The sequence below is a fragment of the Glycomyces amatae genome (assembly GCF_020991375.1).
Taxonomy (GTDB): domain Bacteria; phylum Actinomycetota; class Actinomycetes; order Mycobacteriales; family Micromonosporaceae; genus Glycomyces; species Glycomyces amatae.
Genome location: NZ_JAJLQZ010000008.1, coordinates 84792 through 106934 on the forward strand (window position 1 = coordinate 84792; position 22143 = coordinate 106934).

General features: G+C 71.5%; 22 protein-coding genes and 1 pseudogene. 6 read left to right on the top strand and 17 right to left on the bottom strand.

The window, feature by feature from the left end:
• Nucleotides 1-52: 52 nt before the first annotated feature.
• The 4 genes and pseudogenes from LO763_RS14470 to LO763_RS14485 all read right to left on the bottom strand — a co-directional run.
• Nucleotides 53-760, bottom strand: a complete 708-nt coding sequence (locus tag LO763_RS14470; protein ID WP_230603259.1) for an NADH-quinone oxidoreductase subunit C — start codon at nucleotides 758-760, stop codon at nucleotides 53-55.
• On the bottom strand, nucleotides 757-1392 hold the full coding sequence (locus tag LO763_RS14475; protein WP_369431993.1) for a NuoB/complex I 20 kDa subunit family protein: 636 nt from the start codon (nucleotides 1390-1392) through the stop codon (nucleotides 757-759). The genes LO763_RS14470 and LO763_RS14475 overlap by 4 nt, the downstream gene beginning before the upstream one ends.
• A 7-nt stretch (nucleotides 1393-1399) precedes the next feature.
• A complete protein-coding gene (locus LO763_RS14480) occupies nucleotides 1400-1759 on the bottom strand; it encodes an NADH-quinone oxidoreductase subunit A (protein WP_230603260.1) in 360 nt (119 codons plus the stop codon).
• A gap of 91 nt (nucleotides 1760-1850) precedes the next feature.
• Nucleotides 1851-3119 (bottom strand): annotated as a pseudogene (locus tag LO763_RS14485) (geranylgeranyl reductase family protein); the annotation flags it as partial.
• Between the two features lie 438 nt (nucleotides 3120-3557).
• Between LO763_RS14485 and wrbA the strand changes: the two are divergent.
• Nucleotides 3558-4178, top strand: a complete 621-nt coding sequence (gene wrbA, locus LO763_RS14490; RefSeq protein WP_230603264.1) for an NAD(P)H:quinone oxidoreductase type IV — start codon at nucleotides 3558-3560, stop codon at nucleotides 4176-4178.
• 114 nt (nucleotides 4179-4292) lie between these two features.
• On the opposite strand, the gene LO763_RS14495 is transcribed toward wrbA, so the two are convergent.
• From LO763_RS14495 to LO763_RS14510, 4 genes are all read right to left on the bottom strand, one after another.
• Nucleotides 4293-4985: a hypothetical protein gene (locus LO763_RS14495; protein WP_230603266.1), complete on the bottom strand. Its 693-nt coding sequence runs from the start codon at nucleotides 4983-4985 to the stop codon at nucleotides 4293-4295.
• On the bottom strand, nucleotides 4982-6820 hold the full coding sequence (locus LO763_RS14500; protein ID WP_230603268.1) for an alpha/beta hydrolase: 1839 nt from the start codon (nucleotides 6818-6820) through the stop codon (nucleotides 4982-4984). Before LO763_RS14500 ends, LO763_RS14495 begins: the two co-directional genes overlap by 4 nt.
• 4 nt (nucleotides 6821-6824) lie before the next feature.
• Nucleotides 6825-7166, bottom strand: a complete 342-nt coding sequence (locus LO763_RS14505; protein ID WP_230603270.1) for a hypothetical protein — start codon at nucleotides 7164-7166, stop codon at nucleotides 6825-6827.
• Nucleotides 7167-7292: 126 nt separating this feature from the next.
• On the bottom strand, nucleotides 7293-7748 hold the full coding sequence (locus LO763_RS14510; protein ID WP_230603272.1) for a MarR family winged helix-turn-helix transcriptional regulator: 456 nt from the start codon (nucleotides 7746-7748) through the stop codon (nucleotides 7293-7295).
• An 80-nt stretch (nucleotides 7749-7828) separates the two neighbouring features.
• Between LO763_RS14510 and LO763_RS14515 the strand changes: the two genes are divergently transcribed.
• Nucleotides 7829-8689: a dioxygenase family protein gene (locus tag LO763_RS14515; RefSeq protein WP_230603274.1), complete on the top strand. Its 861-nt coding sequence runs from the start codon at nucleotides 7829-7831 to the stop codon at nucleotides 8687-8689.
• Here the strand turns inward: LO763_RS14515 and LO763_RS14520 are convergent.
• The 6 genes from LO763_RS14520 to LO763_RS14545 all read right to left on the bottom strand — a co-directional run bounded on the left by LO763_RS14520 (nucleotide 8596) and on the right by LO763_RS14545 (nucleotide 14546).
• A complete protein-coding gene (locus LO763_RS14520) occupies nucleotides 8596-9213 on the bottom strand; it encodes a PIN domain nuclease (RefSeq protein WP_230603276.1) in 618 nt (205 codons plus the stop codon). The genes LO763_RS14515 and LO763_RS14520 overlap by 94 nt on opposite strands.
• Nucleotides 9210-9569, bottom strand: coding sequence for a hypothetical protein (locus tag LO763_RS14525; protein WP_230603278.1), 360 nt, complete (start codon nucleotides 9567-9569; stop codon nucleotides 9210-9212). The genes LO763_RS14520 and LO763_RS14525 overlap by 4 nt, the downstream gene beginning before the upstream one ends.
• Nucleotides 9570-9727: 158 nt before the next feature.
• Nucleotides 9728-10366: a class I SAM-dependent methyltransferase gene (locus LO763_RS14530; RefSeq protein ID WP_230603280.1), complete on the bottom strand. Its 639-nt coding sequence runs from the start codon at nucleotides 10364-10366 to the stop codon at nucleotides 9728-9730.
• A 1125-nt stretch (nucleotides 10367-11491) separates the two neighbouring features.
• The gene (locus tag LO763_RS14535) at nucleotides 11492-12775 is read right to left on the bottom strand and encodes an amidohydrolase family protein (RefSeq protein WP_230603282.1); all 1284 of its coding nucleotides are present in this window, start codon (nucleotides 12773-12775) and stop codon (nucleotides 11492-11494) included.
• A gap of 10 nt (nucleotides 12776-12785) precedes the next feature.
• Complete coding sequence (locus tag LO763_RS14540) at nucleotides 12786-13889, bottom strand: adenosine deaminase (protein WP_230603284.1); 1104 nt, start codon at nucleotides 13887-13889, stop codon at nucleotides 12786-12788.
• 36 nt (nucleotides 13890-13925) lie between these two features.
• Complete coding sequence (locus tag LO763_RS14545) at nucleotides 13926-14546, bottom strand: DUF4272 domain-containing protein (RefSeq protein WP_230603286.1); 621 nt, start codon at nucleotides 14544-14546, stop codon at nucleotides 13926-13928.
• Between the two features lie 426 nt (nucleotides 14547-14972).
• Between LO763_RS14545 and LO763_RS14550 the strand changes: the two genes are divergently transcribed.
• Entirely contained in the window at nucleotides 14973-16043 is a 1071-nt protein-coding gene (locus tag LO763_RS14550) for a hypothetical protein (RefSeq protein ID WP_230603288.1), read from the top strand.
• Between the two features lie 129 nt (nucleotides 16044-16172).
• Here LO763_RS14550 and LO763_RS14555 read toward each other — a convergent pair whose 3' ends face one another.
• Nucleotides 16173-17330, bottom strand: a complete 1158-nt coding sequence (locus LO763_RS14555; protein WP_230603290.1) for an RNA-guided endonuclease InsQ/TnpB family protein — start codon at nucleotides 17328-17330, stop codon at nucleotides 16173-16175.
• A 24-nt stretch (nucleotides 17331-17354) separates the two neighbouring features.
• On the opposite strand from LO763_RS14555, the gene tnpA reads away from it, so the two are divergent.
• From tnpA to LO763_RS14570, 3 genes are all read left to right on the top strand, one after another.
• Nucleotides 17355-17771 (top strand): IS200/IS605 family transposase, encoded by a 417-nt coding sequence (gene tnpA / locus LO763_RS14560; protein WP_230603292.1) that lies wholly within the window; start codon nucleotides 17355-17357, stop codon nucleotides 17769-17771.
• Between the two features lie 274 nt (nucleotides 17772-18045).
• A complete protein-coding gene (locus LO763_RS14565; RefSeq protein ID WP_230603294.1) occupies nucleotides 18046-19482 on the top strand; it encodes a serine/threonine-protein kinase in 1437 nt (478 codons plus the stop codon).
• Complete coding sequence (locus LO763_RS14570) at nucleotides 19479-20186, top strand: ComEA family DNA-binding protein (protein WP_230603296.1); 708 nt, start codon at nucleotides 19479-19481, stop codon at nucleotides 20184-20186. The genes LO763_RS14565 and LO763_RS14570 overlap by 4 nt, the downstream gene beginning before the upstream one ends.
• A gap of 317 nt (nucleotides 20187-20503) precedes the next feature.
• On the opposite strand, the gene LO763_RS14575 is transcribed toward LO763_RS14570, so the two are convergent.
• Together LO763_RS14575 and LO763_RS14580 are read right to left on the bottom strand one after the other, a co-directional pair.
• Nucleotides 20504-21232, bottom strand: a complete 729-nt coding sequence (locus tag LO763_RS14575) for a hypothetical protein (RefSeq protein WP_230603298.1) — start codon at nucleotides 21230-21232, stop codon at nucleotides 20504-20506.
• Nucleotides 21233-21534: 302 nt separating this feature from the next.
• Nucleotides 21535-22143 carry a hypothetical protein gene (locus LO763_RS14580; protein ID WP_230603300.1) on the bottom strand — a complete coding sequence of 203 codons (609 nt, stop codon included), beginning with the start codon at nucleotides 22141-22143 and terminating at the stop codon, nucleotides 21535-21537.

A 22143-nucleotide genomic window follows, 5' to 3' on the forward strand; every position in this document is an offset into this window, starting at 1 on the left:
TCGCGGGGGGCTTCGCCACCCCGCGCTCCCCGTGGGGAGATCCGGTAGACGGTCACTTGTAGGCCCTCCGCTCGTCCGGCGGAGGGATGTGGGCGCCTTTGTACTCGACTGCGATGCCGCCCAGCGGGTAGTCCTTCCGCTGCGGGTGGCCCTCCCAGTCGTCGGGCATGAGGATGCGGGTCAGGTGCGGGTGGCCCTCGAAGACGACGCCGAACATGTCGTAGGCCTCCCGCTCCTGCCAGTCGGCGGTCGGGTAGACCGCGGCGACCGACTGGACCACGGGGTGGTCGAGTCCGACGGCGGTCTCCAGGCGGACCTGGCGGCGGTAGGTCATCGACGTCAGCTGGTAGACCACGTGGAGCCGGTTGCGCCGGTCCGGGTAGTCCACGCCGGACACCGAGTTGCACAGCTCGAACCGCAGGGCCTCGTCGTCGCGCATGGCCTTGCAGACCTCGGCGGTGCGGTCGGGGGCGATGTAGATCGTCAGCTCGCCGCGGTCGACGACGACCGCGCGGGTGACGTCGTCGCCGAGCAGGTCGCGCAGCGCCCCGACGACCTCGTCGAAGTAGCCGCCCAGGGGCTCGGCCGTGGAGGCGATCTCGGCGCCGAGCGGGGCGGCCCGCACGAGGCCGCCGAAGCCGGAGGTGTCGCCGGTGTCGGTGGCGCCGAAGAGGCCCTTCTGGCGCTGGACGCCGACGGGCTGGACGTCGCCGGGGCCCGACTCGCCGGTGCCGGTCGGGTCGGCGGGTTCGGTGCTCATCGCTTGGCCACCGCCTTTCGGATGCGCAGCTGCTCCTCGTCGCCGGCCTTGACCGCCTCGGTCCACTCCTTCTTGCGCTGCTTGTCGAAGCGGTAGGAGGAGGGCATCGCGCCGGGCTTGACCACGGGCTCGGGGAGGTCGGCGAGGGCCTGCCGGCGCTTCTCGCCCAGCGGCTCGTGCTGGACCTTCTCGTGGAGCTTGAGGATCGCGTCGAGGAGCATCTCGGGCCGCGGCGGGCAGCCGGGGAGGTACATGTCGACGGGGACGACGTGGTCGACGCCCTGGACGATCGCGTAGTTGTTGAACATGCCGCCGGAGGTGGCGCACACGCCCATGGACAGGACCCACTTGGGCTCGGCCATCTGGTCGTAGATCTGGCGCAGCACCGGCGCCATCTTCTGGCTCACGCGCCCGGCCACGATCATGAGGTCGGCCTGGCGCGGGGAGGCCCGGAAGACCTCCATGCCGAAGCGGCCGGTGTCGTAGCGGGCGGCGCCGGTGGCCATCATCTCGATGGCGCAGCAGGCGAGGCCGAACGTGGCCGGCCACATCGAGGCCCGGCGGGTCCAGTTGACGAGGGCCTCGACCGAGGTGAGGATGATGCCCTGCGGGAGTTTCTCTTCTACACCCATTGATGCCTCAGTCCCAGTCCAGTCCGCCGCGGCGCCATTCGTAGGCGTAGGCGACGAACAGCGCGGCGATGAACATGAACACGGCCCAGAACCCGAAGATCCCGAGCACGTCGTGGTGGACCGCCCACGGCACGAGGAAGATGATCTCGATGTCGAAGACGATGAACAGCATGGCGGTGAGGTAGAACTTCACCGGGAACTTGGTGGGGCCCGCGGTCGTGGGCGCGGGCTCGATGCCGCACTCGTAGGGGTCGGCCTTGGCGCGGTTCCTGCGGTAGGGGCCGGCGATGCGCGAGGCGACCACCGAGACGACGCCGAACCCCAGTCCGATCGCGAACATGATGACGACCGGTACGTAGACTTCCATCGGCTCAGACCCTCCTTTCGGTGAGGCTTGCGAGCCGGTCATCGGCTCGAGCGGCATGGGCGCGGCCTGCCGACCGGGCCTTGGCCCGGCCCAGTCCGGGCGTGACGAGGCGCATCCCGTTGACGATCCGGTCGGCGGTGTCGCGGCCGGGCCGGTCGGTGAGGTTGGCCAGCAGTTTCAGCACGACGCGCATGAGCGCTGGGCGCTGGAGGCCGTGCTCGGTGCACAGCCGCATGACGGTGGGGTGGCCGATGAGCTGCACGAAGATCCCGCCCATGCGGTAGTACGAGCCCCACAGCTCGTCCATGCGGCCCGCGTAGGAGCGGAGGATCGCCTCGCGGCGCGGGGTGTTCGGGGCCTTGAGGGCGGCCGCGGCGACCTGCGCGGCGGCCTCGCCCGCCTCGACGGCGTAGGCGATGCCCTCGCCGTTGAAGGGGTTGACCATGCCGCCGGCGTCGCCCACGAGCATGAGGCCGCGGCTGTAGTGCGGGGTCCGGTTGAAGCCCATGGGGAGGGCGGCGCCGCGCACGGGGCCGTCGGCGTTGGCCTCGTCGGCGAGGCCCCACTCCTCGGGGGTGTTGGCGAGCCAGTCGCGCAGCAGGGCCCGGTAGTCGGTCTTGCCGTAGCCCTCGGAGGAGTTGAGGACGCCGAGGCCGACGTTGACGCGGCCGTCGCCGAGGCCGAAGATCCAGCCGTAGCCGGGCTGGAGGACGTCGGGTTCGGCGGCGGTGCGCAGGGCGAGCCAGGACTCGAGGTAGTCGTCGTCGTGCTTGGCCGCGGACCGGTAGTACTGGCGGACCGCGACGCCCATGGGGCGCTTCTCGTCGCGTTTGAGGCCGAGGGCGAGGGCGAGGCGGCCGGAGACGCCGTCGGCGGCGATGACCAGGGGGGCCCGGAAGGTGACGTGCTCGCCGTCGCGGACGGCGGTGACGCCCGCGACGCGGCCGGCGAGGTCGAAGACGGGGGCGGTGACCTTGGCGCCGGTGAGGAGCTTCGCGCCGGCCGCCACGGCCCGGTCGGCGAGGATCTGGTCGAAGTCGAGGCGGGTGCGGGTGAGGCCGTAGTCGGGGAAGTGCTCGAGGGCGGGCCAGTCGAGCTCGATGGCGGCGCCGTCGGCGACGACGCGCAGGCCGCGGTTGCGGACCCAGCCGGGGGCCTCGGTGTCGACGCCCATCTTGAGCAGCTGCGCGACGGCGCGCGGGGTGAGGCCGTCGCCGCAGACCTTCTCGCGGGGAAAGTGCGTCTTCTCCAGCAGGAGTACGTCGAGGCCCCGGGCGGCCAGATGGTAGGCCGAGGCCGCACCACCGGGGCCGGCGCCGACGACGATGACGTCGGCGTCCGGGGTTGCGTGAGTGGTCACGGGCGTCCTCTCAGGCGTTTGGGGTGGTGATCCTCGTAACGATCAGCCTGCTTGTGAAGCTGTTCACAAGCGTTTGCCGCAAGTCTAGAACTCCGCTATCTACGCCCTGTCACTTAGGTCCACCTAAGTTGTCATTATTCGAGGTCACGACGCGAACAGGCGTGCCTGAACCAGAGTGGCGGAAGCGAAGGGAGCGCCTGGAGCGACGTCATGAGGGCACGTGACAAAGGCGACAGTCGATGCACCGGACAACTTTCGATGCCTGGAAACACTCTCGTAACACGGTCGGCGGCCCGCTCGCGCGGGCGAATCTGAAAAGGGGGCGTTCCGGGCGGGAGCGTGTCGAGCGCCACATCGTTCGAATTTGAAACTTCACGGGCGGCGCCGCTATGGTCGATGGGTAATTCAAATCTGAACTATCAGTTCCTGGAGGAACGCATGACCGTCGAGCCCGTCAAGGTCTCCGTGATCTTCTACTCGGCCACCGGCAACGTGACCGCCCTGGCGAAGCAGATCGCCTCCTCGGCCGAGAAGGCCGGCGCCGAGGTCCGCCTGCTCCGCGTGGCCGAGCTGGCTCCGCAGGCCGCGATCGACTCGAACCCGGCGTGGGCCGAGAACGTCAAGGCCACCGCCGACATCCCCGTGGCCACCGCGGAGGACATCCTCTGGGCCGACGCCGTCATCATGGGCTCCCCGACCCGCTACGGCAACGTCGCGGCGCAGCTCAAGCAGTTCATCGACACCCTCGGCCCGCAGTGGTTCCAGGGCCTGCTGGCCGACAAGGTCTACTCCGGCTTCGCCGCGGCCTCCGGCAAGCACGGCGGCAACGAGTCGACCCTGCTGGCCCTCTACAACTCGTTCCACCACTTCGGCGGCATCATCGTCGCCCCCGGCTACGCGAACGAGACCCTGTTCGCGAACGCCTCGCCGTACGGCGTCTCGCACTGGAACGGCTACGACATCGACGAGACCACGCTCGCCGGGGCCACCGCCCAGGCCGAGCGCGTGGTGGCGACCGCCGCGGCCATCAAGGCCGGCCGCGCCGCCCTCGCCGCGTAGCACGACGACGCGCGCCCGGTTCGATCCCCCGACGGCACCCGGGGGGCCGGACCGGGCGTTTCGCGTCCCCGGAGGCCGCGCTCCTCCCCTGTGCCGCTGGGGTGTGGGCCGCGGTCACAGGTGGTCGCCGTAGTCCGCGGGCGGCTCGAAGGGGGCGACGGCCTCGCGGGCGGCCGGGACGCCTTCGGGGAAGTAGTCGCCGACGAGGTCGCCGGGGCCGCCGGGGGCGACGCCCCCGGTCGGGGGGACGTACTCGATGTCGCCGGCGTCGCTGACGGGCACGCAGCCGGAGTCGATGAACAGCCCCGCGTACCCGCCGACCGCGTACCAGAGGCTGATGCCGTCCTCGCGGAGCGCGACCAGGTTGCGGTCGGTGCGCTCCCCGCCTTCGACCGCGTCGTCGGCGGTGATCTCGTAGCCGAGCCCGGTCCAGTGGTCCCGGAGCAGCTCGACGTACCGCTCGCGGACCAGCGGCGCCCCCGAGTCGGGCAGTGAGAACCGGTACCGGATCTCGATCCTCGTGTAGTCGGGGTCGTCGACGCCGCCGCGGCTGCAGGGCATCTCGGCCCAGCTGCGCTGCTCGAACCCGGGGAAGTCCGGGAGCGCGGCGACCGCCTCGGCGGCGGCGGCCTCCATCGGGGCGTAGGCCTCGGCCTGGGTGTACGCCGATTCCGGCGGTGCGGTCTCCATGGGTCCCTTCGGGTTCGAGCAGGCGGCGGGGAGGATCGCGAGCGCCGCTGCGGCGAGCGCGAACCGCGCGCGCCGCCCGGCGGTGCGCGGCCTGCGGAGGTCGGCGGCGGGCCTCATCGCACCATGGCCTCCTGGCCGGTGACGATGTAGGCCTGGTTCTGGCGGCTGGCCGTGTTGGGGCCCGTCGCGGACTCGTCGGTGTCCCAGTACGAGCCGTGGTTCTCGGTCGCGCCCTCCCAGAACCTCCAGGGGGAGCTCGCCTCGCGCGGCGAGTCGCTGGTGAAGGTGCCGGCGCCGAAGTCCTCGTTCACCGGCGCGTTCCCGTGGACGGGCGCGTACTGGATCATGTCCTCGTCGTTGGTCGAGGCCCACACGCCGCCCTCGTCGACGCCGAGCGCCGAGGCGGTGTCGACGCCGACGCCCGGCGAGCCCACGAAGACGAGGTTGTCGGCCTCCACGCCCTGGCCGGAGGCGGCGGCGCCGACCGCGGTCGAGCCGTAGGAGTGGCCGGTGAGCGTCAGGTTCGCGGGCTCGCCCTCGGCGGTGGCGCGGACGCCCCGGGTGAACCGCTCCAGGTTCTCGGCGCCCTCTCGGGCCCACCGGTCGTCGGTGGCCTCGATCAGGTCGTCCGGCGCGTCGTACCCCATCCACAGGACCGTCGCGGTCTGCTCGTCCGGGCGGTAGAACTGGGCGTCGGAGGCCATGGTGCGGGCGCGGTCGAGCAGGCCGGCGCCGGAGCCGGCCAGGCCGCCGCCGGTGCCCGGCACGTAGGCGTTGACGTTGTCGGCGGTGTCGGGGTCGCCGATGGCGACGATCGCCTTGCCGCTGCCCTCGGTGTCGAAGCCGAGCAGGTGGTAGGGCTGGCCGGTCTCGCCGTGGGTGCCGGGGCCGCCGTCCCGGTCGGTGATCTCGCCGCGGAGGTCCGACAGCTCCCGGCGGTCGGTCTCGAGCCCGTCGAGCTCCTCCTTCGCCCGCTCGTACGCGTCCGAGCCGGGGTCCATGCCGGCGAGGGCTCGCTCCTTGTCCGCGATCCGGGAGTCGAGGCCGCCGATCCGGTCGTCGAGGAGGGCGCGGTTGGCGGTGTCGCGGGCGGCGGCCGGGATGCCGTCGACGGGGCCGACCCACTCGGGGTGCTCCTCGGCGAGCGCCTCGCGCTCGGCCTCGGACAGGCCCTCCCACCACTGGTTCACCTGCTCGGGAGACAGGTCGGAGGCGCCTTCGGCGATGGCCCGGGCCTCGTCGGCGACCTCCTGGGAGAGCGCCTCCCGGTAGTCGTCGACGAGGTCGTCGTAGGCGGCGCCGAGCTCGGGCGGGAGCTCGCCGGGGTGCTCGCTCATCGCCGTGAGCGCGGCGGCGGCCTCGTCGTCGGCGTCGTGGGCGCGGGACATGACGGCGCGGAGCCAGTCCTGGTACTGGCCCGCGAGGCCGACGGCGGTGCCGTAGAGGTCGGCGCCGTCGAACAGGACCTTGAGGGTGTCCCAGTCCCAGAAGCCGTCGGGCTTGCGCACCCCGCACCTGTCGCACAGCCACTGGGGCGGATCGAGGGTGAGGATCGCGCGGTGCAGGTCGCCGGAGAGGTTCACGTCGTACTCGTGCCGGTCCCCCTCGATCGCCATGCCGTGCGCCTCGATGAGCGGGACGAGCTCCTCGAGCTCGGCCTGCTCCTTCTCGAGGGCGTCGGCGGCCTCGAAGAGGGTGGTGGCGACGCGGGTGCGGGCGTAGTCGGAGAGGTCGTCCTCGTAGCGGTCGGCGGTCATGTCGATCTGGTCGCGGACCGTCGCGGCGGTGTCGGACTCGTAGTGCTCGACGCTGAGGTGGCCGCCGACCACGTCGGCGCGGAGCCGCTCGGGATGGACCAGCTGCTGCTCGGTGTAGGACTGCCAGGAGTCGCCGAGGGAGCGGACGGCGCCGCAGTCGAGGTCGCGCAGGTGCTCCCAGGTCAGTTCGCTCACGGGGCTACCGGCCGGGGTAGCGGTCGGTGTCGGCGAGGGCCGCGAAGGTCCCGGCGGTGAACTCGTCGACCTCGACGGCCTCTTCGGCGCAGACGGCGAGGTACTCGCCGGTGTTGCCGAGGAGGCGGGCGAAGCCGCCCGCGCGCTGGGTCCGCCACCACTCGCCGGCCGCCTCGAGGGCGGGACCGAGGGCGGTGCCCGCGTCCTTGAGGGGGCCGCAGGCCCGGGCGTTGGCCTCGGCCATGGCGGTGGCCTGGCTGCGGGCCTCGGCCTCGATCGCGAAGAGGACCTCGACGGAGCGGTGGACCTCGTCGGGGTCCATGGCGAAGACGTCAGCGCCGGTCATCGCGCACCGCCGGCGACGGACTCGGGTTATGCAATTGCGGGCTCCTCGGGGGGTACGAACGAAAGGAGATCTAGCCCACTATATCGAGGGCCCGCAAATCGGGGTGATCACGCGCATACGCCGCGGTCAGGGCTGGATGCGGTCGAGCAGCCGCCGGGAGAGGGCCCCGAGCTGGCGCACCTCGTCGCGGGTGAGCTCGTCGAAGATCAGGGCGCGCACCAGCTTCACGTGGCCGGGGGCGGCCTGGGCGAGCTTCTCGAGGCCGGCGTCGGTGAGGGCGGCGAGGGTCGAGCGGCCGTCGGTGGGGCAGGCGAAGCGGCGGATGAAGCCCTCCTGCTCCAGGCGCCGGGCCACGTGCGAGAGCCGCGAGAGGGAGCCGTTGGCGAGGTAGGCGAGGTCGCTCATGCGCATGGTGCGGTCCTCGGCGTGCTCGAGGACCACGAGCACGGTGTACTCGAAGTAGCTGACGTCGGCGTCGCTGCGGACCTGGCCGTCGAGGGCGGCGGGGAGTCGCGAGACCAGGCCCACGAACGCCAGCCACGTCGCCATCTCCTCGTCGTCCAACCACGGCGCATCACTCATGCCGCAAGCTTAACTTCACTGGTTGATGGCTCAAGGAATACGAGTAGTATTTATTGAAGATTCAATGATTTGGAGTGGCCATGCCAGCCCGCCCCGGCGCCGCCTTCGACGCCTTCATGGAGACCGACGCGCCCCGCGCCGCCGACCGCCGCGACTGGACCCCCGAGGACGGCCCCCTGCCCGCGCTCTACCTCAGCCACGGCGCCCCGCCGCTGTTCGACGAGGCCGAGTGGATGGCGCAGCTCTTCGCGTGGGCGCAGGGGCTGCCGCGGCCCAAGGGCGTGCTCATCGTCTCGGCCCACTGGGAGGCCGCGCCGCTCATGATCTCCAGCCCGGCGGCCGGGACGCCGCTGGTCTACGACTTCGGCGGCTTCGCCGAGCGGTACTTCACGATGCGGTACGAGACGCCGGACGCGAGCGCGATGGCCCGGCGCGTGGCCGCCGCCATGCCGGACGCCGAACCGCTCCACCGGCACGCGAGCCGCGGGCTCGACCACGGCGCGTGGGTGCCGCTCAAGGTCATGTACCCGCAGGCGGACCTGCCGGTGCTCCAGCTGTCGATCCCGACGCACGACCCGGACCGGCTCATGGCGATCGGGCGGCGGCTCCGGCCGCTGCGCGAGGAGGGGTACCTGGTGGTGGGGTCGGGCTTCATGACGCACGGGCTGCCGTTCGTGGACTTCCGCCACCCGGAGCGGGTGCCGGGGTGGTCGGCGGAGTTCGACGCGTGGGCCTCGGAGGCGCTGGCGCGCGGGGACGTCGAGGAGCTGGCGCGCTACCGGTCGCAGGCGCCGGGGATGCCGTACGCGCACCCCACGGTGGACCACTACGTGCCGCTGTTCGTGACCTACGGCGCGGCGAGCGAGCAGGAGCAGGCCGCGAAGACGGTGATCGACGGGTACTGGTTCGGCCTGTCGAAGCGCTCGTTCCAGCTGAACTGAACCCGAGGCCGCGGGCCGGTGATCGTCATGGTCCCCGCCCGCTGCGCCGTCCGCGCCGCCGCGCACCGAGGAGGCGCGGGCGGCGCGTTCCCGTTCAGAGGCCCTGCGGATAAGACCGTGCCCGGCTCGACCACCCATTCGACAGGTTGGCCCGTGACGGCCGCGATGGTCTCGAAGTCTCGGTCGTAATGCAGGATCGTCAGGCCCTCCCGCGCGGCCACCACTGCCAGCAGGGCATCGACCATCGACGCGCAGCGATGCCTTCCGGCATCCGTGAGCTGCTGCTGGAGATCCAATACCTCTGCGAATACATTGTCGCCCATGGGGACCCATGGGAAAGCAGGAATCATGACCGCTTTGAGGTGGCTTCGCTCGGCACGATCGCGAGCGCTGAACAACAGCTCGTACTCGGTGGCGTCGCAGATCGAGATGAGCCCGCGGCGCAGCAGCGGGTCCAGTCGCGCCTTCACCGGTTCCAGACCCCAGCGCGACAATGCGCTGGTGTCGCCCAGGTATTGGGTCACGAGCGGATCTTCCGCCGCACCTCGGGGTCGGCGAGTTCGGCGAAGTAGCCGCTCGAAGCGAGGTCGATGAACCGTTCCCTGGCCTCTTCAGCGAGGACCCGGCGCACCGCGACGTCGATGGTCTCCTTGATCGTGGTGGTCCCCAGGATCGCCTGGGCCCGTTCCATCTGTTCCGTATTGATGTCGACCGTGGTTTTAGCCATCCGAATCATCCCCTCCCGGACGTAGAAGATGTCCCGAATAGTATAGCCGGTCCAGCCGGTCCAGCCGGTCCAGCCGGTCCAGCCGGTCCAGCCGGTCCAGCCGGTCCAGCCGGTCCAGCCGGTCCAGCCGGTCCAGCTTGGAAACGCTTGCAAAGGAGACACCGAAAACGGAGGCGCCCCTGTCGAGGGAAGGCGACTAACGCGTTCCCACGACCCGCCGTTCGAACAGCGGACTGTCGCACCCCGCGGGCACGATTGCGACCGGGGGCCCATCCCACCCGGGCCCCGAAGGGCCGGAGGCTGCCTCCGGCCTACTTGAAGCCGCGGTGCATGGCGACCGCGCCGCCGGCGAGGTTGCGCCAGGCGACCTTGCGGAAGCCGGCCTTGACGATGCGGTCGGCCAGGGCCGACTGGTCGGGCCAGGCCATGGTCGTGTCGGCGAGGTACCGGTACGCATCGGGGTCGGAGGCGACGCGCGAGGCGACCTTCGGCAGGACGTGCTTGACGAACACCCCGTGGGCCTTGCGGTACGGCTTCCAGACCGGCTGCGAGACCTCGCACAGCACCATGCGCCCGCCCGGGGCGAGGACCCGCAGGATCTCGGCCAGGCACGCGTCGAGGTCGACGACGTTGCGGATGAAGAAGGAGCCGGTCACCGCGTTGAAGGTGCCGTCGCCGAACGGCAGGTGCAGCGCGTCGGCGTTCACCAGCGGGACCTGGCGGTCCTTGTGGGCCTTGAGCATCCCGAGGGAGAAGTCCACGCCGACGACGTCGGCGCCGGACTTGGCGAGCTCGGCGGTGGAGACGCCGGTGCCCGCGCCCAGGTCGAGGCAGCGCTCGCCCGGCTGGAGGCTCAGGGCCTCGCGCGTGGCCTTGCGCCAGCGCTTGTCCTGCCCGGCCACCATGACGGTGTTGGTGCGGTCGTAGCCCGGTGCGACGCGGTCGAACATGGCCGCGATGCGACCCGGCTCTTTACGCGGCGTATTCGCTTCGTTCGCTTCGATCACACCGACAGCCTTCCACACCCCGGCGAGAAAATCCGCCGGAGCCCTGTCGGTGTGGGCCCCGGCGGATCAAGGGGTTATATCGGGCGCGCGTGGGGTTTACGCGGCGCGTGCGGCCGTGAGGGAGCAGGGAAGGGCCGCGCGCTCGCCCGGTAGGGAGGCGTGCGGTGCGACCGAGGACGAGAGCGCCTGGGGCGCAGCGAGAGGCGCGGCTTCGAACTGGGGTGAGCGGATCACCTGAGCCTCCTCGTCGTCGGTTCGGAACTCGCGCGGGCGGTGCTCGGCTGGGACGACGCTGAGAGATCCCCCGAGTGCGGCCTGCGCTACAGGACCACACTGACGCATGAAGGCTGTGATGTCGATCTATGAAACCGAACCGTTATCGCGCGTAACCCATCCGATAACTAGGGCGTGCCGATGATCACAGGGAGCGGCCGCATCGTCACGAAGGCCGGATAGTCGCTGGTTCCGACGCTTTTGGGCGCGGCGTCCCGGTGCGTCGGGAGTTCGGTGTGGACGGCGGGGGCTATGCGCCGGGCGGGACGGTCGCGCGGTGCGCTTCACCGAGCATGCACTCCGCAGAGCGCCGAGCGGCGGCGCGCCCTTCCGGTCGCCGGGCGGGTCGCGGCGCTTCGGCGGCGACGCCGAGGGGACGTTCCCGTGGCGGCGGGGCGCGCGGCGTCCGCGCGCCCCGCCTTCTCCAGGGGATACACAGAGAGGCTCGGCCTCTCCGGTGAATCAAGACTCCGGCCCGTCACGCCAATGTGACAACTCGCGGCTCACGAGTACCACCGCGGCGGCCTCATTCAGCATTCCGGAAGCGGGCCCGATCGACAAGCAACGAGACCGAAGCGTTACCTGAAGCCGCCTTCAGGCGGCTTCAGGTCCGCTTCAGGTTCGCGGGCGCAGACTTGAGCGAGCGCCACGGGGCCGGGCCCGGCGGACCGCCACCGCCGACGGGCTCGGCCAGGCGGTCCGACGATGCCGAGGAGAGGAGAGCGGCAGGGCATCGGCGAGCACGACCGGAGAGCGGCGGTCATGGAAGCCCGCGGTCAAGGAGGGGGGTCGGGTCTAGGGTTCGAGCGGTTCGTCTTGAGACGGTTGGTCTTCGAGCGGATCCCCTTTGAGCAGCTTCCCCTTCAGCACCGTGGCGGTGCAGTTGCCCGCCGCGCCGGTCACGAGGGCCGCGTACGGGTCGCCCTCGGTGGGGACGTCGAAGACCGCGAGGTCGGCGCGGGCGCCGACCTTGAGGACACCGATGTCGCTGCGGCCGAGGGCCTTCGCACCGCCTTCGGTGGCCGCGCGCACGAGCCACTCGTTGAGGCCTTCGCCGCCGTCGCCCTGGGCGAGCGCGAGCCGGCGGAGCACGGGCCATTCGGCGGCGACGTCGAGGTCGGGGCTGGAGGCGCGCGAGTCGGTGCCGATCGCGACGGTGTTGCCTTCGGCGCGCAGGTCCGCCACGGGCGGCTCGCCCGCTTCGAGGCGGGCGTTGGACCGGGCGCAGAGGGCGACGGCGGTGCCGCGCGAGCGCAGGAGTTCGCGGTCGGCCTTGTCGAGGTGCACGCCATGGGCCACATGGGCGTCGGCGCCGAGCCAGCCGACCTTGTCCATCTGCGTGGCCGGGGAGTGCCCGGCGCCGCCGTCGGCGATCTCGAGTTCGAGCCCGGCGCGGCGGTTCATGAACGCGAAGGGGCCGGAGCCGCGGCGCACGAACATGTCCTCGTGGCTGGTCTCGGCGAGGTGGGGGTGGAGGCGGATGTCGAGGGTGCGCGCGAGTTCGGCGAGGCTCTTGCCGACCTCGGTGCCGAGCGTGTAGAGCGTGTGGGGGCTGATGCCGACGGCGATGTCGGAGTTGTTGACGGCGCGGTTGTCGGTGACGACGTCGCGCCAGGCGCTGCGGCGCACCTCCCAGGCGGCGTCGTCGATGAAGCAGGCCTCCCAGTAGGCGACGCCGGCGAGCTCGGACTCGAAGAGGGCCTCGAAGGCGGCGGCGGGGGTGACGATGTCGGCGACGGCGGTGACGCCGTGGGCGAGGGACTCCTCGATGCCCTGGCGGACCGAGGCCTTCCAGACCTCGTCAGCGGTCTCGGGGTTGCGGCGGGCGAACTCCTGGATCCACTCGAAGAACTCCTTCTCGTTGCCGTACATGTCGGCGAAGGCGGTGTAGCACAAGTGGGTGTGGGCGTTGACGAGTCCGGGCGCGACGATGCCGTCGAAGGCGGTGGCGCCCTCGGCCTCGGGGGCGTCGGCGGCGGGGCCGACGTAGGCGATGCGCCCGTCGTCGACCCCGATCGCACCCTCGCGGATCGGCTCGCCCGCTACGGGGACGACGACGGGAGCGGTGTAAACGTGCATGCAGCCGAGGTTACTCGGAGTCTGATTCGGATGCCTCGAGCGCCGCGTACGCGGGTCGGATGACCGCCTCGAGGATCCGGCGGCGCTCGGGGTAGTGCAGGAACGAGGCCTTGATCGCGTTCTCGGTGCAGCGGCGCACCTCGGCCCAGCCCCAGCCGAAGGTCTCGGAGAGCCGCTGGAACTCGCGGGAGGTGTGGGTGCGGCTCATGAGCCGGTTGTCGTTGTTGACGGTGACGCGGAAGCCGAGGTCGAAGAGCTGCTTGATCGGGTGCTCCGCGAGGGTCTTCGCACCGCCGGTCTGGAGGTTGGAGGAGGGGGCGACCTCGAGGGCGATGCGGCGGTCGCGGATGTAGTCGGCGACCCGGCCGAGCCTCGGCTCGTCGCTGGAGAGGTCGATGTCCTCCATGAGCTTGATGCCGTGGCCGATCCGGCTGGCGCCGCACACGGCGACCGCGCCCTTGATCGAGGGGGTGCCCACGGACTCGCCGGCGTGGATGGTGAACGGCATGGACACGTGGCGCAGGTAGGTGAAGGCGGGGAGGTGGCGCTCGGGCGGGTTGCCGATCTCGCCGCCGGCGATGTCGAAGCCGACGACGCCCTTGTCGCGGTAGGCGGCCGCGAGCTGGGCGATCTCGAGGGTGCGGTCGGCGTGGCGCATGCCGCACAGGATCGTGCGCGCGATGATCGGGTTGCCCGCCTCCTGGGCGAGGCGCTCGCCTTCGGCGAACCCGGCGAGGGTGGCCTCGACGACCGCTTCGAGGCTCATGCCGCCGAGGAGCTGCTGCTCGGGGGCGTAGCGGATCTCGGCGTAGACGACGCCGTCGGCGGCGAGGTCCTGGGCGGCCTCCGAGGCGACGCGGAAGCAGTGCTCGGGCGTCTGGAGCACGGCGACGGTGTGCGCGAAGGTCTCCAGGTACCGCTCGAGGGTGCCGGAGTTCGCGGCGTCGAAGAACCAGTTCGCGAGGGCCTCGGGCTCGTTCGCGGGCAGGGTGTGGCCGATCTCGTGGGCGAGTTCGATGAGCGTCTGCGGGCGCAGGCCGCCGTCGAGGTGCTCGTGCAGCACGACCTTGGGGGCCGAGCGGATCTGTTCGTGGGTAAGCGGCTTCGGATTCATCCCATGAATATAGTCAGGGCGTTTCGGGAGCCGTCGTCACAACCGGACCTCGTCCCAGTGGACGGGGCGCTCGTCGGCGAAGACCACGGCCCACTCCAGGGCCCAGCGCCGGTGCCAGACGAGGCTGTCGTCGACGCCGCGCGGCGGGGCCTGCCCGGCGCGGCGGGCCTGGTCGCACACCCAGTCGAGGCAGTAGTAGAGGTCGAGCATCTCGGCGACGACCCCGGCGTCGCGCGTGGGGGTGAGCTGGCGGTCCCGCCAGGAGCCGAAGGACTCGGGGCGGCGCAGGTCGGGCAGCATCTCGGGGAGGTCCTCGGCGCAGGGCACGGCCGGGTCGAGGTGGTCGACGAGGCCGAGCAGCCAGGCGACGGCGTAGAGGCTCTCGAGCTGGTCGGCGTAGCGGGCGCGTTCGCCTCTGCCGCAGGCGATGAAGCCCCATTCGTCGGGGGCGAGGTGGTCGAGGACGTGGGCGTCGAGGAGCCAGCGCATGGCGAGCTCCTCGGGCATGTCGAAGACGCGGGCCTGGACGATGTTGAGGATCGCGGCGCGGGCCTCGATGTGGCCGCGGGGGCGCAGGCGCGGGAGCTTGCCGGAGGGGAAGGGCATGGGGAACTGCGCGGGGGGCGCGGGGATGCCGAGGGCGCTGAGGCCGTCCACTGTCCGCAGTCGGATGCTCCGGGGGTCTGAGATCACCGTCGGCATATGGCTCCCTACCACTTTGGGGTTCACCTGTGGGGGTGAGTGCACGTTCACTCGGTGGGGGGTGATTGTGAAGAACTGTAGCGTCAGACACAGGCCGCAGTCAACGCGGGCCGTGGAAATACTTCGACCCGAACATACGTGTTACGCAGGCGTTTCATCGCAGCCCGGGTGAGTCGCAAGTGTCCCGTAGGGCGAAATGCCCCGGGTTGTTGACAGTTTCAGGGCGCGGCGCCGCGGCAAGGAGCGCGCGTCGTGCGAGGCAGGCGGCCGAAAGCGAAGAATCCGGCGCACCCGGGCAACCCGCCGAAGTGTGAGCAGCGTCGTAGTGATGTCGAAATCACCGGATTCGACGCACCCGCTTCCCGAAGGGACGACGCCACCATGTCAACCACGGCGAAACGAACGACCAAGGGCCGCAAGGCCTTCATGGCGGCCACCGCGGTGGCCGCCGCCGCCGGGGCGATCACGCTGCCCGTCCAGGGGGCCGCGGCCGCCGAGACCGGCGCGCCGCAGGCCTGCGCGATCGAGACCCTCCCGATCCCCGAAGGCCTTCGATTCACGTTCGTCACCGGCATGAGCGACGACGGCTCCGTCGTCGCCTACCGCGCCTACCCGGCCGACCACGGCTACGAGCGCTACCCGCTCCTGTACGCGGACGGCGAGGTCACCGAGGTCCCGATCCCCGGCGAGGACCAGCAGATCGCCGACGTCAACGCCTCCGGCGACGGCGCCGGGTTCACCTTCCTCGACGGGGTGGTCCCCTACGCGTGGCGCGACGGCGCGCTCGTCGAGCTGGCGGCCGAGGACGGCGGCGAGGCCAACGGCATCAACGAGCGCGGCGACATCGCCGGCGCCCGGGGCCAGTACCCGCAGGTGCCGGTGGTCTGGCCGGCCGGCGGCGAGAAGCCCGTCGACCTGCCGCTGCCGGAGGGCGCCGGCTCGGGCACCGCCACCGACATCGGCGAGGACGGCACCGTCGTCGGCTACTACGAGGACGCCGAGGGCGACTTCACGCCCTACGCGTGGGACGCGGACGGCACCGGCGCCCACCTGCCGCTGCCCGACGGCGTCGACCCCGCCACCGCGCACGCCTACGTCTCGGACCTCAACGGCGACTGGGCCTCCGGCTACCTGAGCGCGCCCGGCCTCGACGGCGTCGGCGTCGTCTGGAACCTCGCCGAGGGCACCGCCGAGGTCACCGGCCTCGGCGGCCCGGTCGCCGTCAGCGCCAAGGGCACCGCCGCGGGCGACGCCTTCCCGCACGCGGCCTACCAGGACCAGGGCGGGAAGCCCGTCGAGCTGCCGGGCGTCTGGGACCCGGCCGAGAACTACTTCGGCGACAGGGCCGACCAGATCAGCGCCGACGGCTCCGTGATCGCCGGGAACGTCTACGCGGGCGAGGACGCCGACGGCCGGCACGTCCTCAACGCCGTCGTCTGGGACTGCGATTGACATCCTCTCCTCCCTGAAGGGAGGAGATTCCCGGCTTGCGGTCCGTTGGTACGGCCCGGCTACGGGTGGGTTCCTGTTTCGACGGGCTGCGCCGGGTCTCCCCGGTCTTACCGGCCCTCCGCAGGCGTTTCAGGTGTCCGCCTGCCCGGCGGCCACCAGACGTTTGCCTTCGCGTCTGATGTTGATCTCAGCGTTGGCATCCCGATCATGTTCGGCTCCGCACTCGCACACCCACGTGCGGACCTTCAGCCCTTTCAGCCCCTTGGGTCCGGTGAGGGCACCGCAGGCCGAGCACGACCGGGTGGACGGGAAGTACCGGTCGACTCTCACGAAAGTGCGCCCAGTGCGGGCGGCCTTGGATTCGAGCCGTGTCAGAAACATCCCGAACGCTGCATCCGCTGTCGACTTGGACATGCGGGACTTCGCAAGCCCCTTGACATGCAGGTCTTCCACGTAAATGCCTTGGTTCTCGGCAACGATGCGGTGGACTTGCTTATCTACCCAGTCGGCGCGGGTGTGTTTGATCTTCTCGTGGATCTTCGCGACCTTGATGCGGGCCTTGGCCCGGTTCGCCGAGCCCTTGGTCTTGCGCGACAGGGCCCGCTGGGCTTTCTTGAGCTTGCGCTCCAGCTTGCGGAAGAACTTCGGCGAGTCTATGACCTTGCCTCCGCGCAGCACTGCGAACGACTTGAGCCCGAGATCGATCCCGGTCTCGGCGTCCTCGTCCGGGATCGGCTCGGCCAGCTCTGCGCCGTCGTCGACCAAGACGACGAACGAGGCGTAGTACCTGCCGGTGGGGGTCTTGATGATCGTGACCGAGCTGGGCGCGGACGGAAGGTCACGCGACCAGGCCACCTTGAGGTTGCCGATCTTCGGCAGGTGCAACCGGCCATTGCCCAGCACAGCGAACCTGGCGTTGCGGGTGAAGCGGATCGACTGCGTGTTCGAGCGCTTTTTGAACCGGGGCGGCCCGATGCGCGAGCCCGCGCGCTTGCCCTTGATGGAGGCGAAGAAGTTCTTGTATGCCCGGTCGGCGTCGGCCAGGGCCTGCTGCAACACCACCGCCGACACCTCGGACAGCCATGCCCGCTCAGTGGTGTGCTTGGCGTCGGTGATCAGCGCCTTCGACAGCGCGGTTGTGGCCGGGTAGGGCAGGCCCTCGCGGTGCGCGTGCTTCCTGGCGGCCACGGCGTCGTTGTAGACCACGCGTGCGCACCCGAACGAGCGCGCCAGCGATTGCCGCTGGGGAGCTGTCGGGTAGATCCGGTACCGGTACCGCAAGAGCACATGAGGATCCTAAACTGTTGGTTTATGGGCACTGATTTCGAGGTACGCACCGGCCGCCATTGTGTTTTCGCGATGCACGCGCACTTGGTTTTCGTCACGAAGTTCCGGCATCGGGTCTTCACCGACCATCACCTGACCAGGATGGAGGCGGTCATGCGGGATGTGTGCTCGGACTTCGAGGCCGAGCTGGTCGAGTTCAACGGTGAAACGGACCATGTACACCTGCTGGTGAACTTCCCGCCCAAGGTCGCCGTCTCGAAATTGGTCAACAGTCTGAAGGGCGTCTCCTCGCGCAGGCTTCGCCAGGAGTACCCGGAGCTGGAGCACCACTACTGGAAGGCCAAGCGGCTGTGGTCGGGCTCGTACTTCGCCGCCAGCGTCGGCGGCGCGCCCCTGGACGTGGTGCGCCGGTATATCGAAGGGCAACAGCGGCCGAGTTAGGCTCGCGGTCCCGCTGGCGCGGGACCGCGAGCAGGCAATCGCCCCGGATCCACCTCCGGCCTAAAAGCCGGAGCACTCTCCGGGAAACCGGCAGCGGCGCCGTCCGCTCCGGCCCGCCCGGCCCCGCGCCGGGCGGGCCCCGCGCTCCGAAGGCCGGGCCGGTGGCCGCGGTGCCCAAGGCCCGCTTGGGGTCCGGTGCCGGGCGGCGACCGGCGTCACCGCCGCCGGGGGTACGGCCGCCGCGCCCGAGCACCGGCCGGGCATGCTTGTCGACGTGAGTAGTCTCCAAGTCGTCGGCGGCCGCTATCAGCTGGTGCGGCCGGTCGGCGCGGGCGGCATGGGCCGGGTCTGGCAGGGCGTCGACGTCCACTTGGAGCGCGAGGTCGCCGTCAAGGTGGTCAAGCCCGACCTGCTCGAAGGGCCGGGCCGGCACGAGGCGGCGGCGCGCTTCCGCCGCGAGGCGCGCGTGACCGCCCAGATCGGCCACCCCGGCGTGCCCGCGATCTTCGACGCCGGGCTCGACGAGTCCTCCGGCGAGCTGTTCCTCGTCATGGCCTACCTGCCCGGCCTCAACCTGCGCGACCTGCTCGACGAGACCGGCGCCCTGCCCGCCGACTGGGTCCTCGCCGTCGGCGCGCAGCTCGCCTCGGTGCTCGCCGCCGCCCACTCGCGGCAGGTGATCCACCGGGACCTCAAGCCCGCCAACATCATCGTCGGCCCCGACGGCCTGGTGCACGTGGTGGACTTCGGCATCGCCGCCGTCCTGGAGCCGGACGCCGCCCGGCTGACCGCCACCGGCGACAAGCCCGGGACGCTCAACTACATGGCGCCCGAGCAGATCCGCGCCCAGCCCGCCGGGCCCGCCGCCGACCTCTACGCCCTCGGCGCGCTCCTGTACGAGATGGCCACCGGCGAGCGGCTGTTCGCCGACCGCGGCTCGGCCTACGAGGTCCAGACCGCGCACCTGCGCGAGCTGCCCGACCCGGTGCGCCGCACCCGCCCCGACCTGCCGTCCGAACTGGACGCCCTGGTGTCGCGCCTGCTGTCGAAGGAGCCCGCCGAGCGCGGCTCGGACGCCGCCGCGGTCCACCTCGACCTGGCCGCGATGCTCGCCGCCGCACCGGTCTCCGGCGCGCCCGCGCGCGACTGCGGCGACCCGACCTGGCCGTTCCGGGCCCCGCTCGCGCCCCGGTGGGTGGCGCGCGAGGCCGTGCGGGCCGCGGCCGGGACCGGTGCGGCCGGGGCCGACCGGGCCGAGCTCCTGGCCGGGGCCGACCGGGCGTACGCGGCCGGGGACTTCGGCGGGGCGCTCTCGGCGTTCCGCTCGCTCGCGGAGACCTTCGAGACGCCCGACCCGGCGCTGGCGCTGCACTGCCAGATGCGGGCGGCGCAGTGCCTGGCGTGCATGGGGAACGCGGCCAGCGCGCTGGCGGGACTGTCGAGCGTCATCGAGCGGCAGCGGCGCCTGGAGGGCGAGCGGGCGCGGTCGACCCTGCGGTCGCGGCGCGTCGCCGTGGACATGCTCGCGGCCCTGGGCCGCGGGCCCGAGGCGCACCACCGGTTGTCGGAGCTGGTGCGCGACATGGCCGCCGGGCTCGGACCGGCCGATGCCGATACCATCGAGGCCGAACGGCTGCTGCGGACCTGGTCCGCACCGCCCCCCGCGGGCCCGGTCCCGCCCCTCGTCTCGCCTGGGAGTCCTCCTCGATGACCGCCCCCGGTCCCCACGCCCCTCCCGTGGACGGCGCGAAGCGCCGCGCGCACGGGTTCTGGCGGAGCCTCGGCACCTACCTGTGGGCGTTCATGCCGCTCCTGACGTTCGGGTTCGGCGCGCCGATCGGGTTCGCCACGGCGCTCGCCAAGCGGCGCGACAACCTGACGCTCGCGGCCCTGGTGCTCCACTCGGCGCTGATCATCGCCGGGTGCGGCGCCATCGGCGCGTACGACTACCCGCCGCCGGACTGGGCGAACACGGTCTTCTCGTTCGCCGTGGTCATCACCTCGCTCGGCGCCACCGCGCACCTGCTGCTGATCCGGTCCGCGGTGTGGCCGCCGCCGGGGCCGACGATCCCGGTGGCGCGGCTGTCGGGCGACGAGGTCGTGGACCGGGCGCGGCGGCTGCGCGAGCAGGCCCGCCGGACGGCGGGCGCCGACCCGATGCTGGCCAAGCGGCTCGGCATCGGGCGCCCGGACCTGCCGCGGCAGTTCGACGACGGCGGTCTGGTCGACCTCAACCACGCCCCGCCGTGGGTCCTGGTGACGCTGCCGGGGGTGACCGAGCGCAGCGCCCGCCAGATCCAGGACCGGGTGGAGCGGTCCGGGCCGTTCGGGAGCCTGGGCGAGGTGATGCTCGTGGTCGAGATCAGCCCGACGTTCGAGCACCACCTGCGCGAGTACTGCGTCTTCATTCCCTGAGGGCGGGCCCGCCGGGGACGGTGCCGTTCACGCGACGGCGGCGCCCCGTCCCCTCGGCCGTGCGGAACGGCGCCGCCGTGCGCTCGCATCCGCGCCCCGGTCGCGCGGGACGCGGCGCGTGGTCAGCGGTCCGGTGGACGAGCAGTCGCCGCTCCCCCGGTCGCGCCGGACGCGGGCCGGGGAGCGGCCGTCGGTGTCGGACGCGTTCGACCGCTTCCCGTTCGCGCGGGACCCGGCATAGGGGAAGGCCCCGAGGCGATGCCTCGGGGCCTTGCGTGCCGTGTGCGGTCCGCCGCGGGCGGCGCGCCGCGGTCGGCTTAGTTGGTGCAGTAGACGGCGGCGGCGCGGCCGAACTGGTCGATGGCCGGGAGGTAGTAGGTCCAGTCGCCGGAGCACTCGCCCGTCGCGATGGACTCGGCGTCGGCCTCGGCGGTCGCCCAGGCGTCGGCCTGGACCTCGACGGTGTCGACGATGGTGGAGTCGACCCCGGCGGCGTCGCAGGGGTAGGTGCCGATCATGTAGTCGGTGCTGGAGAAGCACTCGCCCTCGGCGGAGGGGTAGACCGGGGTGGCGCCGTCGACGGTGGGGTTGCCGGTGGCCTCGAGGCAGAACAGGTAGTCCACGTTGCCGGTGGTCTGGTCGTAGATCATGTTCCAGTCGGTCCAGGCCTGGCCGGGGATGTTGGCGCCGATCTCCTCGCCGCACAACTCGTAGACGGCCGCGGGGTCGGCGATGGAGCCGCCGGTGGCGGTGATGCCCGGGTCGGCCGCGATGGCGGTGAGGGTCCAGAAGGCCTCGGGGTCGTCGCACGCGATCGCGAAGGTGTCGGTGGCGCCGCCCACGGGGGGCTCGGGCAGGCAGTCGCCCTCGGCGGCGTCGGCGACGGCGTCGTACTGCGCGCTGTTGACCTCGTCGTCGGCGGTGTTCTCGGTGGCGGCGTCCTCGAGGATGCCGCAGCCGGTGAGGGCGACGGTGCCGGCGACGGCGACGCCGCCCACGGCGAGGAGACGGCGGATGGGGCCGAAGGTCTCGGTGTCGATGTTCATGAGCTGCTTTCTGTGCGGCACCGCCGATCGGGTGGAACGGTGCTCTTGAGTTCAGCCGAGACACTATGCGGCGGTCTCAACTACCGGCGCGGCCCGCCTCGTCACGCGACACCAAGCCACGGCTTTGACCTGGGGTTTCACATCCGTTATGGGACCGTGGCCCCGCCTCCATGACGAGGATCACCATGGTTGCGATTCGGTCAAGCCGGAAGGGTTCTTCAGCGATTCGATGGAATGCGTTGGGGCGCAGAGGAGGACGCGGGTTCCGCCCATGGTCGCCGCGTCCTCCGGTCTCTGCGCGTCTAGCCGATCTCGATGAAGTACTGGGTGCCGTCCACGGCCCACAGGTCCTCGACGTAGATGAGGTAGGTCTCGGCGCCGGAGGGGACCTCCACGCAGGCGGCGCCGGTGGCGGTGCTGCCGGCGGAGACGTCGGGGGCGTCCATGAGGTCGTTCTCGACGGTGTTCATGCAGTCGAGGCTGTCGTAGAAGGTGCCGTCGGCCCAGATGCCGAAGGAGGCGTCGGTCCACAGCGACCCGGACTCGGTGCCGTTGTAGACGCCCTCCAGGGTCACCAGGCCCTGCTGGTTGCCGTCGGCAGGGGCCTCGTTGTACTCGTCGGCGGCCAGGATCTCCTCGGTGGCGTCGAGCGCGCCGGTGGCGGTGACCGTCCAGTCGGTGATCTCGACGGAGGTGCCGGCCGGGAGCGGGGACTCGGGGCTGGAGCCGTCGCCGGACGCGGCCTCGTCGGCGCCTTCCTCGGCGCCCGCCTCCTCGGCGGCGCCGGTGTCGCCGTCGGAGCCGGAGTCGGCGTCCCCGCCGCCGCAAGCGGTCAGGGCTGCCAGGCCGATGAGGGCGGCGCCGCTGACGGCGAGGAGCCGCTTGGAGATCTCGGGGAGTTCGATGGTCAT